At 68.1% G+C, this 12472-nt stretch carries 14 protein-coding genes and 1 pseudogene; 8 read left to right on the plus strand and 7 right to left on the minus strand.

What is annotated here, in order from left to right; translation table 11 throughout:
* Positions 1–49 precede the first annotated feature (49 nt).
* Positions 50–1285: a DUF5685 family protein gene (locus ACIHCQ_RS42700; protein WP_399674477.1), complete on the plus strand. Its 1236-nt coding sequence runs from the start codon at positions 50–52 to the stop codon at positions 1283–1285.
* Positions 1286–1582: 297 nt separating this feature from the next.
* The gene (locus ACIHCQ_RS42705) at positions 1583–2134 is read left to right on the plus strand and encodes a transposase (RefSeq protein ID WP_399674479.1); all 552 of its coding nucleotides are present in this window, start codon (positions 1583–1585) and stop codon (positions 2132–2134) included.
* Positions 2135–2227: 93 nt separating this feature from the next.
* Here ACIHCQ_RS42705 and ACIHCQ_RS42710 read toward each other — a convergent pair whose 3' ends face one another.
* Positions 2228–2776, minus strand: coding sequence for a GNAT family N-acetyltransferase (locus ACIHCQ_RS42710; protein WP_399674481.1), 549 nt, complete (start codon positions 2774–2776; stop codon positions 2228–2230).
* Positions 2777–2813: 37 nt separating this feature from the next.
* Here ACIHCQ_RS42710 and ACIHCQ_RS42715 point away from each other — a divergent pair, with 37 nt between their 5' ends.
* Together ACIHCQ_RS42715 and ACIHCQ_RS42720 are read left to right on the plus strand one after the other, a co-directional pair.
* Entirely contained in the window at positions 2814–3212 is a 399-nt protein-coding gene (locus ACIHCQ_RS42715; protein ID WP_399674483.1) for a hypothetical protein, read from the plus strand.
* Between the two features lie 133 nt (positions 3213–3345).
* Positions 3346–3705, plus strand: a complete 360-nt coding sequence (locus tag ACIHCQ_RS42720; protein ID WP_399674506.1) for a site-specific integrase — start codon at positions 3346–3348, stop codon at positions 3703–3705.
* On the opposite strand, the gene ACIHCQ_RS42725 is transcribed toward ACIHCQ_RS42720, so the two are convergent.
* Both ACIHCQ_RS42725 and ACIHCQ_RS42730 read right to left on the minus strand, forming a co-directional pair.
* Positions 3622–4542: an IS3 family transposase gene (locus tag ACIHCQ_RS42725; protein WP_399674485.1), complete on the minus strand. Its 921-nt coding sequence runs from the start codon at positions 4540–4542 to the stop codon at positions 3622–3624. The two genes, ACIHCQ_RS42720 and ACIHCQ_RS42725, sit on opposite strands and share 84 nt — an antisense overlap.
* On the minus strand, positions 4530–4859 hold the full coding sequence (locus tag ACIHCQ_RS42730) for a transposase (protein WP_399674487.1): 330 nt from the start codon (positions 4857–4859) through the stop codon (positions 4530–4532). The genes ACIHCQ_RS42725 and ACIHCQ_RS42730 overlap by 13 nt, the downstream gene beginning before the upstream one ends.
* Positions 4860–5165: 306 nt before the next feature.
* Here ACIHCQ_RS42730 and ACIHCQ_RS42735 point away from each other — a divergent pair, with 306 nt between their 5' ends.
* Positions 5166–5810 (plus strand): class I mannose-6-phosphate isomerase, encoded by a 645-nt coding sequence (locus ACIHCQ_RS42735; RefSeq protein WP_399674489.1) that lies wholly within the window; start codon positions 5166–5168, stop codon positions 5808–5810.
* A 32-nt stretch (positions 5811–5842) separates the two neighbouring features.
* On the opposite strand, the gene ACIHCQ_RS42740 is transcribed toward ACIHCQ_RS42735, so the two are convergent.
* Positions 5843–6724: an alpha/beta hydrolase gene (locus tag ACIHCQ_RS42740; RefSeq protein WP_399674491.1), complete on the minus strand. Its 882-nt coding sequence runs from the start codon at positions 6722–6724 to the stop codon at positions 5843–5845.
* Positions 6725–6807: 83 nt separating this feature from the next.
* On the opposite strand from ACIHCQ_RS42740, the gene ACIHCQ_RS42745 reads away from it, so the two are divergent.
* Both ACIHCQ_RS42745 and ACIHCQ_RS42750 read left to right on the plus strand, forming a co-directional pair.
* Complete coding sequence (locus tag ACIHCQ_RS42745) at positions 6808–7290, plus strand: MarR family winged helix-turn-helix transcriptional regulator (RefSeq protein WP_399674493.1); 483 nt, start codon at positions 6808–6810, stop codon at positions 7288–7290.
* 268 nt (positions 7291–7558) lie between these two features.
* Positions 7559–7999 (plus strand): hypothetical protein, encoded by a 441-nt coding sequence (locus tag ACIHCQ_RS42750; protein WP_399674494.1) that lies wholly within the window; start codon positions 7559–7561, stop codon positions 7997–7999.
* A 130-nt stretch (positions 8000–8129) separates the two neighbouring features.
* Here the strand turns inward: ACIHCQ_RS42750 and ACIHCQ_RS42755 are convergent, their stop codons facing one another.
* Positions 8130–8861: an NADPH-dependent F420 reductase gene (locus ACIHCQ_RS42755; protein ID WP_399674495.1), complete on the minus strand. Its 732-nt coding sequence runs from the start codon at positions 8859–8861 to the stop codon at positions 8130–8132.
* A 649-nt stretch (positions 8862–9510) separates the two neighbouring features.
* Here ACIHCQ_RS42755 and ACIHCQ_RS42760 point away from each other — a divergent pair.
* Positions 9511–10338: a HEAT repeat domain-containing protein gene (locus ACIHCQ_RS42760; RefSeq protein ID WP_399674497.1), complete on the plus strand. Its 828-nt coding sequence runs from the start codon at positions 9511–9513 to the stop codon at positions 10336–10338.
* 86 nt (positions 10339–10424) lie between these two features.
* On the opposite strand, the gene ACIHCQ_RS42765 is transcribed toward ACIHCQ_RS42760, so the two are convergent.
* The gene (locus tag ACIHCQ_RS42765; protein WP_399674498.1) at positions 10425–11630 is read right to left on the minus strand and encodes an IS110 family transposase; all 1206 of its coding nucleotides are present in this window, start codon (positions 11628–11630) and stop codon (positions 10425–10427) included.
* A gap of 182 nt (positions 11631–11812) precedes the next feature.
* Positions 11813–12382, minus strand: a pseudogene (locus ACIHCQ_RS42770) (IS5 family transposase); the annotation flags it as partial.
* Positions 12383–12472 lie beyond the last annotated feature (90 nt).

Here is a 12472-nt window from a genome sequence, read left to right on the forward strand (position 1 = left end):
ACTCGATACGATCCGGGTCACACTGTCGAACGACTCTCGGGGGACCGTCGTGTTCGGAATAGTCAGGCCATGCACCCACCGGCTCACCGACGGGCTGAAGACGGAATGGATGGCTCATCTCTGCGGGCTCTGCCTGGCACTCCGTTCCGACCACGGTCAGTTCGCCAGGGTCGTCACCAACTACGACGGCCTGATCGTCTCCGTGCTGACGGAGGCTCAGACCGAGCGCACCGCGGCTTCGCGGCGCACCGCGGGCCCCTGTCCGCTGCGCGCCATGCGCACCGCGCCCGTTGCCCGGGGCGAGGGCGCGCGCCTGGCCGCGGCCGTCTCGCTGGTGCTGGCGTCGGCGAAGGTGCGCGACCACGTCGCCGACCGGGACGGGGTGTTGGCCCGCAAGCCGGTGGCGGCAGCGGCGCGGCGGGTCGCCGCGGGCTGGGACCGGGCCGGGGCGCGTAGCGGCGCGCGGCTTGGCTTCGACACGGCGGTGCTGCTCGACGCGGTCGACCGGCAGGCCGGGATCGAGGCGCTGGCCGGGCCCGGCACCCTGCTGCGGACCGTCACCGAGCCGACCGAGACGGCGACCGCGGCTGCCTTCGCGTACACCGCCGTACTCGCCGGGCGGCCGGAGAACAGCGCGCCGCTGGCCGAGGCGGGCAGGTTCTTCGGGCGTCTGGCGCATCTGCTGGACGCGGTGGAGGACAGGGAAGCTGACGCTGCGTCGGGTGCCTTCAACCCTCTCACCGCCACCTCCACCTCACTGACGGAGGCGCGCCGGCTCGCCGACGACGCGGTGCACGGGGTGCGGCTCGCGCTGCGCGACGCCCGGTTCGTGGACGACAAACTGGTGCATGTGCTGCTGGTCCACGAGCTGCGGAACTCGGTGAACCGGGCCTTCGGAACGACGACCTGCGCACACCAGGGGCACGGGAGCGCGCCGCAGAACCCGTACCAGGGCGGTCCGTACCAGGGCGGCCAGGGCGGTCCGTACGGACCAGGCCCGTACGGCTCCGACAACCCGTACGGCGGCGGCAGTCCCGGCGGCCCCGGTGGGTTGCCGCCCGGCCCACCGCAATTCGGGCAGCAGCCCCCCAGGCCGGGCAAGCGTGGCTTCTGGGCCGGCTGCGCCGCCTTCGTCGGACTGTGCTGCACCTGCAAGCTCTGCTGCGCCGAAGAGTACGAGGGCCCCTGGTCCCGAAAGAAGCGCGAAGGCTCCTGCCAGAAGTGCGACTGCGGCAATTGCGGCAATTGCGGTGACTGCTGCACCTGCTGCGACTGCTCCTGCTGATTCGCCGTTCCGAGCGGTGCCGCAGCCCGGCCCTCGGGTGGGTGGTCGTCATCGTCTCGTCTCCTTCGCTGCCCCGGTCGGGGCGATCGTTTCGAAGGAGCAGCGTGCAGGAGCACCCCTGGGCCGCAGTCTGACGGTGGCGGGTAGCGAGGCAGGCCAAGGGAAAACGCGGCGTGCGCGGCCGGGCGGCGCACCCGGACAAGGGGTCGGCTTCCGGGGCCGGCCTTCGGGTCGTCGGCTGGACAAGGGGGCCGGTTTTGCCCCTGGCAGCCCGGTTCGTCCGAGGCACTGAGTGGCTTGAGCAATCCAAAACTCATCCGGAAGTGCTCCGAGCTGGCAGCCGCCGACGACACTGCTCCGCCGGCGGCGGCCCGCCACACACTTCGGCTTCTGGCCAGGCGCATCCAGCATCTCACCGAGGAGATCAACGACCTCACCGCGCGGATCACCAGCGCAATCACCGTCTGCGCACCACAGCTGCTGGACCGCTACGGCGTCGGCCCGGACACCGCCGCCGCCTTGCTGATAGCAGCCGGCGACAACCCGGACCGGATGGGCAGCGAGTCATCCTTCGCCACACTCTGCGGCGTCAGCCCGGTAGAGGCATTCTCGGGTAAGACCCAGCGACGCAGGCTCAACCGAGGCGGCGACCGCCAGGCCAACTCCGCGCTCCACACCATCGTCCTGGCCCGCTTGCGCTGGGATGCCCGCACCCGCGACTACGTGGAGCGTCGTGTTGCGCAGGGCAAGACCCGCCGTGAAGCCATCCGCTGCCTCAAACGCTACGTCGCACGAGAGATCTACCAGACGATCAACCCACCCAAGCGCACTGCGGCATCAGCGTGTTGACATCCATAGGGGCATCAAACTCGCCGCCCACTACGAAGCCACTCCGTAACCATCGCCGCCATCAACGAATGGCTGTGACCGCAGAAGAAATGCCTAGACCTCGGGAAGGGAAGGATCGGGCGTCCATGGAGATGGTGCGGTGATGGACCAACGTTCGTGGTCGCGCCAGGCCCCGTCGATATAGAGATAGGCGGGCGACAGGCCTTCGTAACGAAAACCCAGGCGCTGGATCAAGGCCAAAGACGCCTTGTTTGCTGGCTGAATGTTCGCCTCCAGCCGGTGGAGCCGCAGGTCGTTGAAGGCGTGCTGCAAGGCGACGGTGAGCCCTTCGGCCATGTAACCCCGCCCCGCAGACGGGGCGAAAGCCGCATAGCCGAGGGACGCGCCCTGGTAACGGCCCCGGATGATCGAGTTGATGTTGACCATGCCAGCAGCTGCACCGGTCTCCTGAACGCGGATCACAAAGCCCCGGTTGGTGCCCTCGCTAAAGCGGCGCATCCAGCCCTGGAACTCCTCCGCGGTCGCGGGCAGCTGCATCCACGGCAAATGGAGCTCGGTGCTGGCCCTCACGAGCGAGCAGAGCTCATCCTGGTCGGCGAGGGTGAGCGGGCACAGTTCAACTCGTAACGACTTATTGGACATGGGCCAATGTTAGGGCCCGTTCTGAACAGAAGATCACATGAGTGATCCACTTCTGAAACACTCCCTAGTCGCGCTCGGCACCCTGTTCCTCGTGCTGGGCATGGTCGGCCTTGAGGGCGTCGCTCAGGCCGTGGTGGCAGGCGCAGGAGGTGTCGTGCTCGCGGCCGGGCCGTTCAGGTACTCAACCCCACGCGAACCCGAGGGACACTGCCTGCTGCGGAGCGGCGTTGCCCTCGGTTTCGCGCTGCACCGGCTTCGGGTTTCCACGAACCCGTCGGCTTCAGCGAGCACCGTCACTGATCGGCTCGTCTGGCTTGACCAGGGTGTCCATCAGCTTCTTGCCGGTGGCCGCGTCGATCACGGCGATCTCGACGGTCTGCCCGTACAGTCTGGTCGTCTCGGTGTTTATCCGGGCAGTTTGACGGCGTCTCAATGACGCACGGGATGTGTTGGTTCCGCTACGGTCCGCGCCCATGGAAGTCTTCTTCACTCAGCGGGATCTGCTACGGGAGTTGGGCCCGCGTACGGACTTGGTGGCAGTGCTGGACCGGGAGCCGGTACGCGAGGGGATGCCGTTCATCCTCGACGCGGACGGCTCGTACGACGTGCACCTGAACCGGTTCTTTCGGGCTCTGCCGACGCTGGGCTGCCGCTCGGCGAACAGCTGGGAGGGCTACGCCCGCGATCTGGCGTTGTGGGGGCGGTTCTTGGGGGAGGTACGCGGTCGGTCGGTGTGGGATGCGGACAGGGCGGACTTCGACGCGTTCTACGCTGCCCGCCGCTTGTCGCAGCCACCTTTTCGGGTGACGGCGAAGATGTCAATCCCCTCGCAGCGTGGAGACGATCTATGCGGCCAGTCCCTCGGCGAGGGTGGCCCGGTACTCGCGTTCATAGTCGATCGGGCTTTTGAACCCGCCCACGCTGTGTAGCCGCCTGGTGTTGTAGAAGTCGGTGATCCAGGTGGCGATCTTGATGCGTGCCTCGGTGCGGGTGCGGAAGGTGTGCCGGTGGACGTACTCGACCTTGAGCACGCTGTTGAACGCCTCGCTCACGGCGTTGTCGAAGCAAGATCCGACTCTGCCCATGGACTGCACGACCCCCAGCCTGCGGCAGGCCCTCTTGAACTTCCGGGAGCAGTATTCGCTGCCCCTGTCGGTGTGCATGATCACGCCGCGGACGTCGCCGCCCCGGGTGGCCGCGGCCATGTTGAGTGAGGCCACCACCAGCTCGGCGTCGTGCCGGGCACCCATCGCGTAGCCAAGCAGCCGACGGGAGAACAGATCGATCACCGTTGCCAGGTAGAGCTTGCCCTCGCCGGTGTCGATCTCGGTCATGTCGCCCACCCAGACGAGGTCCGGTTCCTCGGCGGTGAAGTCCCGGCGGACGAAGTCCGGGGCGGCCGGCCGCCTGCCCGGCCTGGTCAGCGACCGGCGGCGCTTGACCGTCCGGCCCGCCAGCCCGAGCTCGGCCATCAGCTTCGCGACGGTGTTTACCGACACCCGCCAGCCCCGGCGCACCAGCTCGATGAACACCTTCGGCGAGCCGTAAGTGCCCCCGGAGCAGCGGAAGATCTCCTCGATGTCCTCCGCCAGGTGCTGTCGGCGCATCTCCCGCTCGGTGGACGCGCGGTCGCGCCATTTGTAGTACCACGACTCCGATACCCCCAGAGCCCGGCAGGCGACGCGGTGCGGTATGCCCTCCTCGACCTTGCAGCTGCTGATCACCCCGACCGCCACGGCCGGGTCCGCCTCAGCTACTTCACCCACAAGGCCACGAATCGCTTGCACACATCACGCTCCATCTCCAGCTCGCGGATGCGCTTGTCCTTCTCCCTGGCCTCGGCCCGCAGCCGCTCCAGCTCGGCCCGCTCACTCTCCCGCATCCGGCCACCAGAGGGCTCGGCAGCCGGCCGGTCCGACGACGGTGACCCGTTGCGCCGGGCCCGTGAGACCCAGCTGTGCAGCGTCCCGGGATGGATGCCCAGATTCTCGGCCACCTCCGGAATCGGCTTCCCGGTCTCCGTCACGATCCGCACCGCCCCCTCACGGAACTCGGCGTCGTAGATGCGCTTCCTGGATGCCATGACCCCCAACTATCCCTCCGGTCACGGTCTCCACAGTAGGAGGGGAGGTGCAACCCACGTCTCCCCGTACGGCGAGGTCAAACTCGATATGACCAGCCGCCTTGCACTCAGCGCCGCGGTCGTGCCGCAGAGCGGGCGCGCCTAATTGAGATCAACGCCTAGAGGATTCGACGGGAGGTTGCACAGAAGGGACTCCAACTTGCTCCTGACCGGCATGACAACGGAGATGAACGGCAACGACAACGAGGTATCGCCGCCGACCCGCGCTGGTGGCTCGGACCGGACCGCACCGACACCGGCGTACTCGTGAAGTTGCTCGACGCCGGCCAGCGGCTGCCCCTGCACGTGCACCCCGACCGCGGCTTCGCGACCGAGCACCTGGCTTCGCCGTACGGAAAGACCGAAGCGTGGATGATCGTCTCGGCGCGACCCGGCGCGTACGTGCATCTGGGTTTTGATCGGGACGTCGAGGCCGGCGAGCTGGCTGGTTGGGTGGCCGGCCAGAAGACCGAGCAGATGCTCGCCGCGATCAACCGCATCCCGGTCACCGCCGGCGACGCCATCCTCTGCCCGGCGGGCCTGCCCCACGCCATCGGCGACGGCATCCTGCTGGTCGAGATCCAGGAGCCGACCGACTTCTCCGTGCTGCTGGAGTACGAAGTTTCGGCCTGGCCGACGGTCACCTGGAGCTCGGCTACGACCTGGCCCTGCAGTGCGTCGACCGCGGCGGCTGGAGCCCGGCCCGGATCGAGTCCCTGCGCGGCGCCGGCCGGCTGCTGGCCGAGGCGGCGGACGAGTTCTTCACCGCGCGCCGGCTGCACGGCGGCGACACCGTGGAGCAGGGCTTCAGCGTCGTGGTCGTGGTTTCTGGCGCGGGGCGGCTGGGCGATCAGCCGGTGCGGCGCGGGGATACGCTGCTGGTTCCGTACGCGGCCGGCCCGCTGCCCCTGACCGGCGAGCTCGAAGCGATCCGCCTGGCCGCCTCAGTCTGACCCGACGAATTTCACCAGGGCGGCGGCGAGGGCTTCGGGGGCCTCCTGCGCGACGAAATGCCCGACGCCCTCGATGTGGACGGCGGTGACCTCACCCGCGGTCACCTGCCGGAGGGTCTGCGCGGTGAACGGCACGTTGACGCCGTCCACGGCGAGAACCGGGACGGCCAGCGGGTGGGCTTCGGCCAGGGCCTTGGTCGCGCCGCCATCGGTGAAGATCGACTGGTAGAGCCCCGCGGTGCCGGCCCACCCGTCCGGGCCCGCATAGGAGCGGGTGAACTCGTCGAGGTCGGCCTCGGTGACCGCGCCCTCGGTCCCGTTCATCAGGGGGTAGGCCCAGTCGGCGAGCAGGCGCCGTTCGTTCCCGGACAGCAGCAGCTGGGGGATGCCGGGGGCACCGAGAAACCCGACGTGCCAGGAGCCGCCGTGGTTGACGTCGGCGATCATCTCGAGGCCGTAACCGCTCAGGGTTGTCTCGATGGCGGTCAGGCTGAGCACGTCACCGGGATGCTCGGCCGCCGCGCGGAAGACGACGCCACCGCTGATGTCCTGGCCGACCAGGTGCACCGGGCCGGCGCCGAGGTGGGCGATGAGGTGGTGCAGGTCCTCGGCCGAGGTGGCCGCCGAGAAGTCCTCGCCGTCGTGGCTCGAGTCGCCGAACCCGCGCAGGTCGACGGCGAAGACCCGGTGGTCGGCGGCCAGCAGCGGGATCAGGGCGCGGAAGGCCCACCAGGTCTCCGGCCAGCCGTGCACCAGCAGGATCGGCGGGCCGGAGGCGCCGGCCGCGACGTAGTGCAGCCGGGTGCCGTTGACCTCAGCCAAGTAGTGGGTGACGCCGGGAATGGTGGCGCCGACGGGCGTGATGACCGGCATGTCGCTCCTCATATAGACAACTTGGCTGTCGATAAAGCTAGATAGACAAGTTGTCGATGTCAACGGTTCGATAGGATGATCACATGTCCCGACGCGGCGCTGAGCTGGCCCTGCTCCTCCTGGGCGGCTTCCGCACCTTCGCCGACCGCGCGACGGCCGAGCTCGCCGCCCGGGGTTACCCGGACGTCCGGCCGGTGCACGACTTCGCCCTGCACGCGATCCTGTCCGGCGCCGACAACGCGTCGGAGCTCGGCCGGCGGATGTCGGTCACCAAGCAGTCAGCGGCAAAGACGATCGCGGCCCTGCAGGAGCACGGCTACGTGGCCCGTGAGCCAGATCCAGTGGACCGGCGGCGGATGCGCCTACAGGTCACTGACCGGGGCCACGCGATGCTCCACGAGGGCGAAACCATCTTCGACGAACTGCGCGCCCAGTGGGAGTCCCAGGTGGGCCCCGAAGCGGTCGCCAACCTCGAGCACACCCTTCGCGGTTTCCTCGGTGACAACACCATCCGCCTGGACAAACCTGCGGGTTGGCTCGTCCAGGACTCCAGCAGCGACGCCTGACCCGGGTCAGGCAGTCCTCGGCCGGGTCCTGCTCGGGCAACCAGCCCAGCCGAAGCAGGTGGATTCCCCTCTGGTCAGCCTGAGGATCCGGTGCTGCTCCACGAGGCCCAATGGTGCACGGTGACCGCCGGCGCGACCAACATCGCCCAAGCCACCCGCCAAGCCAACCGCCGCTCACACGACCTGATCACCGCCATGACCAGCAGCTACCCGAGAACGCAATGACCCTGGGTCGTGGGCGGCGTGGAAGACGATCGGTCCGTGGAAGATGGCTGGTGATCCGGCGCCGGTGTATCAGCCGAACCTCGGGGTGACCGAGGTGTTCGCCCGGGGTACCGACGGCAAGTTGATCCACGTTTACCGGGGTGAGGATCTGAAGTGGTCCGCCTGGGACGCCATCGGTGACTGGGAAACGGCCGGTGCGCCTGCGGCGATCTATCAGCCCAGCATCGGCGTGACGGAGGTGTTCGCGCGAGGCAAGGACGGCTTGCTGATCCACGTCTACCGCAACGAGGATCTGTCCTGGTCCAACTGGTCGGTCATCGGCGAATGGAAACTCAGTAGCGACCCGACGGTCGTCTATCAGCCGAACACGAAGTTCACCGAGGTGTTCGGCCGAGGCCTGGACGGCCTGGTTGACCACACCTGGCGCAAGCCGGACCTGTCCTGGGCAGCCTGGGACGCCATCGGCACCTGGAAGCTCGGCTGACCGCCATCCTCTCGAGGCGCCGGGAATCACCGAGGTTCCCGGCGCCTCGGTCACCTGGAGGAGGCGGTGAGTGTCCAATGGGAACAGGCGAGCCGTCGCCGGATCGGCATCCGCATCGACCCGCAGACCCTCACTTCGCCGCGGCGAGCGCCTCACGGACGACCTGCGTGCTCGCCCGGGTACCGGGGAGTTCCCCGAAAGCGCCGTAGGGAGTCACGTATACCGGGGTGTCCCGCTGGGCGCGCCAGTTCTCGGCGAGCGGTCCGGCGTCCACGGTGTCGTAGCCGAGGCTGTCGAAGAGCTCGGTGACCGCCTGCTTGGCGGCCGCGTTGTCACCGGCGATCGGTAGCGCCGACCGGTCCGCGCTCCCCGTCGGACGCGCCAGGTCACCCAGGTGCCCGGCCCAGATGTTGTTGAAGCCTTTCACCACGTGCGCTTCCGGCAGGTGCTTCTGCAGCAGCTCACCGGTGGTGCTGGAGCCGTCCTCCAGTTCATCGAAGACGCCGTCGCGGTCCGGGTAGTAGTTGTTGGTGTCGATAACCACCTTGCCCGCCAGCGGCTCCACCGGAACGTCCCGGTACGCCCGCAGCGGCACCGTCACCACCACGACGTCGCCGGCCGCGGCCGCCTCTGCGGGAGTCGCGGCGCGCGCCTTCGGCCCCAGCTCGGACACCAGGTCCTGAAGGGTGTGCGGGCCACGCGAGTTGCTCAACACCACGTCATGCCCGGCGGCCACCGCCAGCCGCGCTACGGTGCTTCCGATGTTGCCACTGCCGATGAGTCCAATCGTCGTCATGTCATCCGGAACCTCGGCGCCCCTCACCCGATTCCGACCTGCGGCCCACGGTGATGTGCGGCACACCGACCCGACGGAGGTCGGGTAACCAAGGAACCACCGGGAACGAGGGCGCCCAGCGCGAGCACCGCATCTTGGGGTTTCCGGTGCTCGGTCCCGGAGCGAAATAACGAGGCGACCCGGTCCTCAGGGTCATTGCGTTCTCGGGTAGCTGCTGGTCACGGCGGTGATCAGGTCGTGTGAGCGGCGGTTGGCTTGGCGGGTGGCTTGGGCGATGTTGGTCGCGCCGGCGGTCCGGTGCCAGCCAACTGCGGTGTTACGTAGTGTTGCGATGACGGCGGGTCCGTTGCCGGTTCGGGCTTGATGCGCCGGGCCTCTCCCGAGTAGATCGGTGATCGATCATGCCAGCGGGGGCTCCACGGTTGCCCCACCTGCAACGCGGTGATCACCGCCGTTTGCGGCTGGTGACACGTTTCTTACCGGCGCGACGGCCGTGGGTTCAGCGTGACTGATTCCCAATCGTTCTTGTCAAGGTCGCGGAGACCTTCCGGGACGTTGGGAGGGTCTGGGCGGCCGCGTGAGCTGGCTGCCCGAACGCCGTTGGCGGAGGTTTGTTGGACAATCCGTTCCGTCAGGTCGCGCCGCAGCAGAGAGGCCCGCCGAAGGCCTGCTGGGGCAGGCTCGGTACGGTCTGAAGCATCACAAGGAGGACGGATTGGAAGATCAACGGGCAGCGAGTGATCTCACCCTGCGCCTTGATGAGCTAGCGGCCGGACTCGCGGACCCGGACTGCGACCTCGATGACCTTGCTGAGATCGAGGAGGAGCTCATAGCCGCCCGCCGGCGGGAGCTGATTCCGTACGTGGAGGGGCATCTCGCGGCAGCCGTGGAAGCGGGCGACTGGTACGCCCGTCATGTGCTCGCCCGGATTCTGGCCGAGACTGCAGGCCACGCGTCCCTTGCCGCCCTGTTGCGGGCCTACTCCCGCAATCTGGGTGACGACCAGGACTCTCTCTCGACGACACTTCACGTGCTCGCGAAGGAGGACCCGGCCGCCACACGCGAAATACTCCTGCCGTGCGCCGTTGGCAACGATGAGGACCTTCGCAGGGCGGCTATCTGGCTGCTCGGCTTCGTCCCCGAACCCTCTGATCTCAACCTGCTGGCCCACGCTGCGCAGGACTCGGACGAAGGAATCCGCAGCACGGTCGTGGGGACACTCGGCAGTCACGGGACAGAGCCGGATGCCATTGACCTGCTGTTGAACCTGCTGGACGATCCCTCCCCGCAGGTGCGAATCTCCGCCCTCAGTTCCCTCGGCTTCCTTCAGCAACCCAGAACCCTGGGGAAGATCCGCCTGCTCGCGAACGACGACAACCCTCGTGTCCGGGCCTGGGTAGCGATCACCTTGGGGCACTTTCCCGCCCAGAAGCCCGCAGACGCCGCGACCGCGGCCGTGCTCGACCAGCTGGAAGTGGACGCCGACCCGTACGTTCGTGACCAGGCAGCCGAGGCCCGTCAGCCCAAGCCCCTCCGCGGCTAGCGATCACAGCAACCGGCCGGCTGGGGTACCACGAGCGGGCCTGGGGAAGGTTCGGGATCTGCATCGCCGTGAGGGAGACGTGCGCTTCATGCAGCGGCTGGTACCGGTACTGGTGGCTGGGCTGTCCATTGGCGTTGGTCGCGGATGAGGGCCCATAGAACGTCGAGGCGGCGGCGAGCGAGGGCGAGGATCGCCTGCTTGTGGCTCTTACCCTCGGCCCGTTTGCGGTCGTAGAAGGTCTTTGAGGTGGGGCAGAAGCGGGCGGCGATCTGGGCGGAGAGGTAGAAGACGCGTAGGAGTCGGCGGTGGTAGCGGTGTGGTCGGCGCATGTTGCCGCTGATCCGGCCTGAGTCCCGTGGGACAGGTGCCAGACCAGCGACTCCGGCGAGTCGGCCCGCGGTCCCGAAGGCGTCCATGTCACCGCCGGTGCAGGCGATGAACTCCGCCCCCAGCAAGGGGCCCATGCCAGGCATGCTCAGGATCACCTCGGCATCCCTGTGCTCTCGGAAACGGGCCGCGATCGTTGCATCCACGGCGGCGATCTCGTCGTCCAGAGCCAGAACGGACCGGGCCAGGGTGTTCACCACGGTGGCGGCTGTGCTCTCCCCGGCCACGGCGGTGTGCTGGGCCTGCGCCGCAGCGACAGCAGCATCGGCCACCGCCTGGGCGCCACGCACTTTGCGCTTCTTCAGCCAGGTGGCGAGCCGGCTCGAGCCAATCCGGCGCAGGCCAGCCGGGGTCTGGTAGCCGGTCAACAGGATGAGTGCCGCTTTGGAGGCGGCGTAGTCGAAGGCCCGTTCCAGGGCGGGGAAGTACTCCAGGAGCTGGGCCCGCATCCGGTTGATGGCTCGGGTGCGGTCGGCGGCGAGGTCGTAGCGGCGGGCGGTGAGGATCTTCAGGTCCACCGCGATCTCGCCCCATTCCTGCAGTGGCTGCAGGTCCCGGCGCATCCGTGCCTGGTCGGCGATGACGTAGGCGTCCTTCGCATCGGTTTTGCCGTCTCCACGGTAACCACGGGAAGCGTGGTGGACGGTTCGGCCCGGGATGTAGAGCAGCCGCTGACCATGGCTGGTCAGCAGGGCTATCAGCAGAGCGCCACCTTCGCCGTTCAGATCGACGGCCCAAGTAACAGGGCTGTCCTCAGCCAATGCCAGGACGTCGCCTATCAGCTCCAAGAGCTCGGGCTCGTTGTTGGGGACCCGGCGCGAGAGCACCTTCGTCCCGTCCGTGTCGATCACCGTGCAGTGGTGCGCGGCCTTGCCGGCATCCGTCCCCGCCCAGAGCTCGGGCACCCGAGCCTCCCTCGTCGATCGGTTGACTGGTCCCTGCAGACGACCACGCCGACGTGTCCTTACGAAGCGATCTTGGTTCGCTCATCCCAATGAGTGGCCGTGTCGTCGCGGGGCACTGGGCGGCCAATCAGTCAAAGCCACACCTACGGCATGAGCGCTCTAGGGCCTGTTCCAGGTTCAGATCATGTTGTGGGGCGGAGGCTGCGGAGCCAGATGACCGCTCCGCGGAGGTGGAGTCCCGCGAGGTAGCTGGTCGGAGTCTTGTCGTATCTCGTGGCCAGCCCTCGCCATTCCTTGATCTTGTTGATCCCGCGTTCGACGGTGTTCCGGTCCTTGTACAGTTCCGCGTCGTGGGTGACCGGACGGCCGCCCCTGCTGCCCTTCTTCTTCCGGTTGGCTGCTTGGTCCTTCTTCTCCGGGATCACCGCTTGTATCCGGCGTTTGCGCAGGTAGGAGCGGTTGGATCGGGAGGAGTACGCCTTGTCGGCGGCGACTGCGCCGGGCCGGGTGCGGGGCCGGCCGACCGGTCCACGGACCTTGATCTGTTCGATGACGGCGGCGAAGCGCGGGCTGTCGGCGGCCTGGCCGGGAGTCACCACGAAGGACAGCGGGCGGCAGCGGCGGTCGGTGGACAGGTGTGTCTTGACCGTCAACCCGCCCCGCGACCGTCCCAGGGCAGCGGCCTTCAGCAGGGCCTTGTGACGTCGGCGAACCCGGCGGCGCTCGGCACGCGCGGCCGCTTCCTCGGTGCCGACCGCATTCTCCGTCTGCGTCACTGGGGCGGTTTGCCCCTTTGGCGCATCCCCTTTTCCTCCTCGGTGGCCTTCTCCAGTTCCTGGAGC

The organism is Streptomyces sp. NPDC052236 (assembly GCF_044548015.1).
In the GTDB taxonomy this organism is placed as follows: Bacteria; Actinomycetota; Actinomycetes; order Streptomycetales; family Streptomycetaceae; genus Streptomyces.

What these genes read in the sequence shown, in the direction of transcription:
- ACIHCQ_RS42710 (WP_399674481.1), bottom strand. Translation starts at nt 2,776, where the DNA reads ATGTCCAATAAGTCGTTACGAGTTGAACTGTGCCCGCTCACCCTCGCC.
- ACIHCQ_RS42715 (WP_399674483.1), top strand. Translation starts at nt 2,814, where the DNA reads ATGAGTGATCCACTTCTGAAACACTCCCTAGTCGCGCTCGGCACCCTG.
- ACIHCQ_RS42720 (WP_399674506.1), top strand. Translation starts at nt 3,346, where the DNA reads ATGCCGTTCATCCTCGACGCGGACGGCTCGTACGACGTGCACCTGAAC.
- ACIHCQ_RS42730 (WP_399674487.1), bottom strand. Translation starts at nt 4,859, where the DNA reads ATGGCATCCAGGAAGCGCATCTACGACGCCGAGTTCCGTGAGGGGGCG.
- ACIHCQ_RS42740 (WP_399674491.1), bottom strand. Translation starts at nt 6,724, where the DNA reads ATGCCGGTCATCACGCCCGTCGGCGCCACCATTCCCGGCGTCACCCAC.
- ACIHCQ_RS42745 (WP_399674493.1), top strand. Translation starts at nt 6,808, where the DNA reads ATGTCCCGACGCGGCGCTGAGCTGGCCCTGCTCCTCCTGGGCGGCTTC.
- ACIHCQ_RS42750 (WP_399674494.1), top strand. Translation starts at nt 7,559, where the DNA reads ATGGCTGGTGATCCGGCGCCGGTGTATCAGCCGAACCTCGGGGTGACC.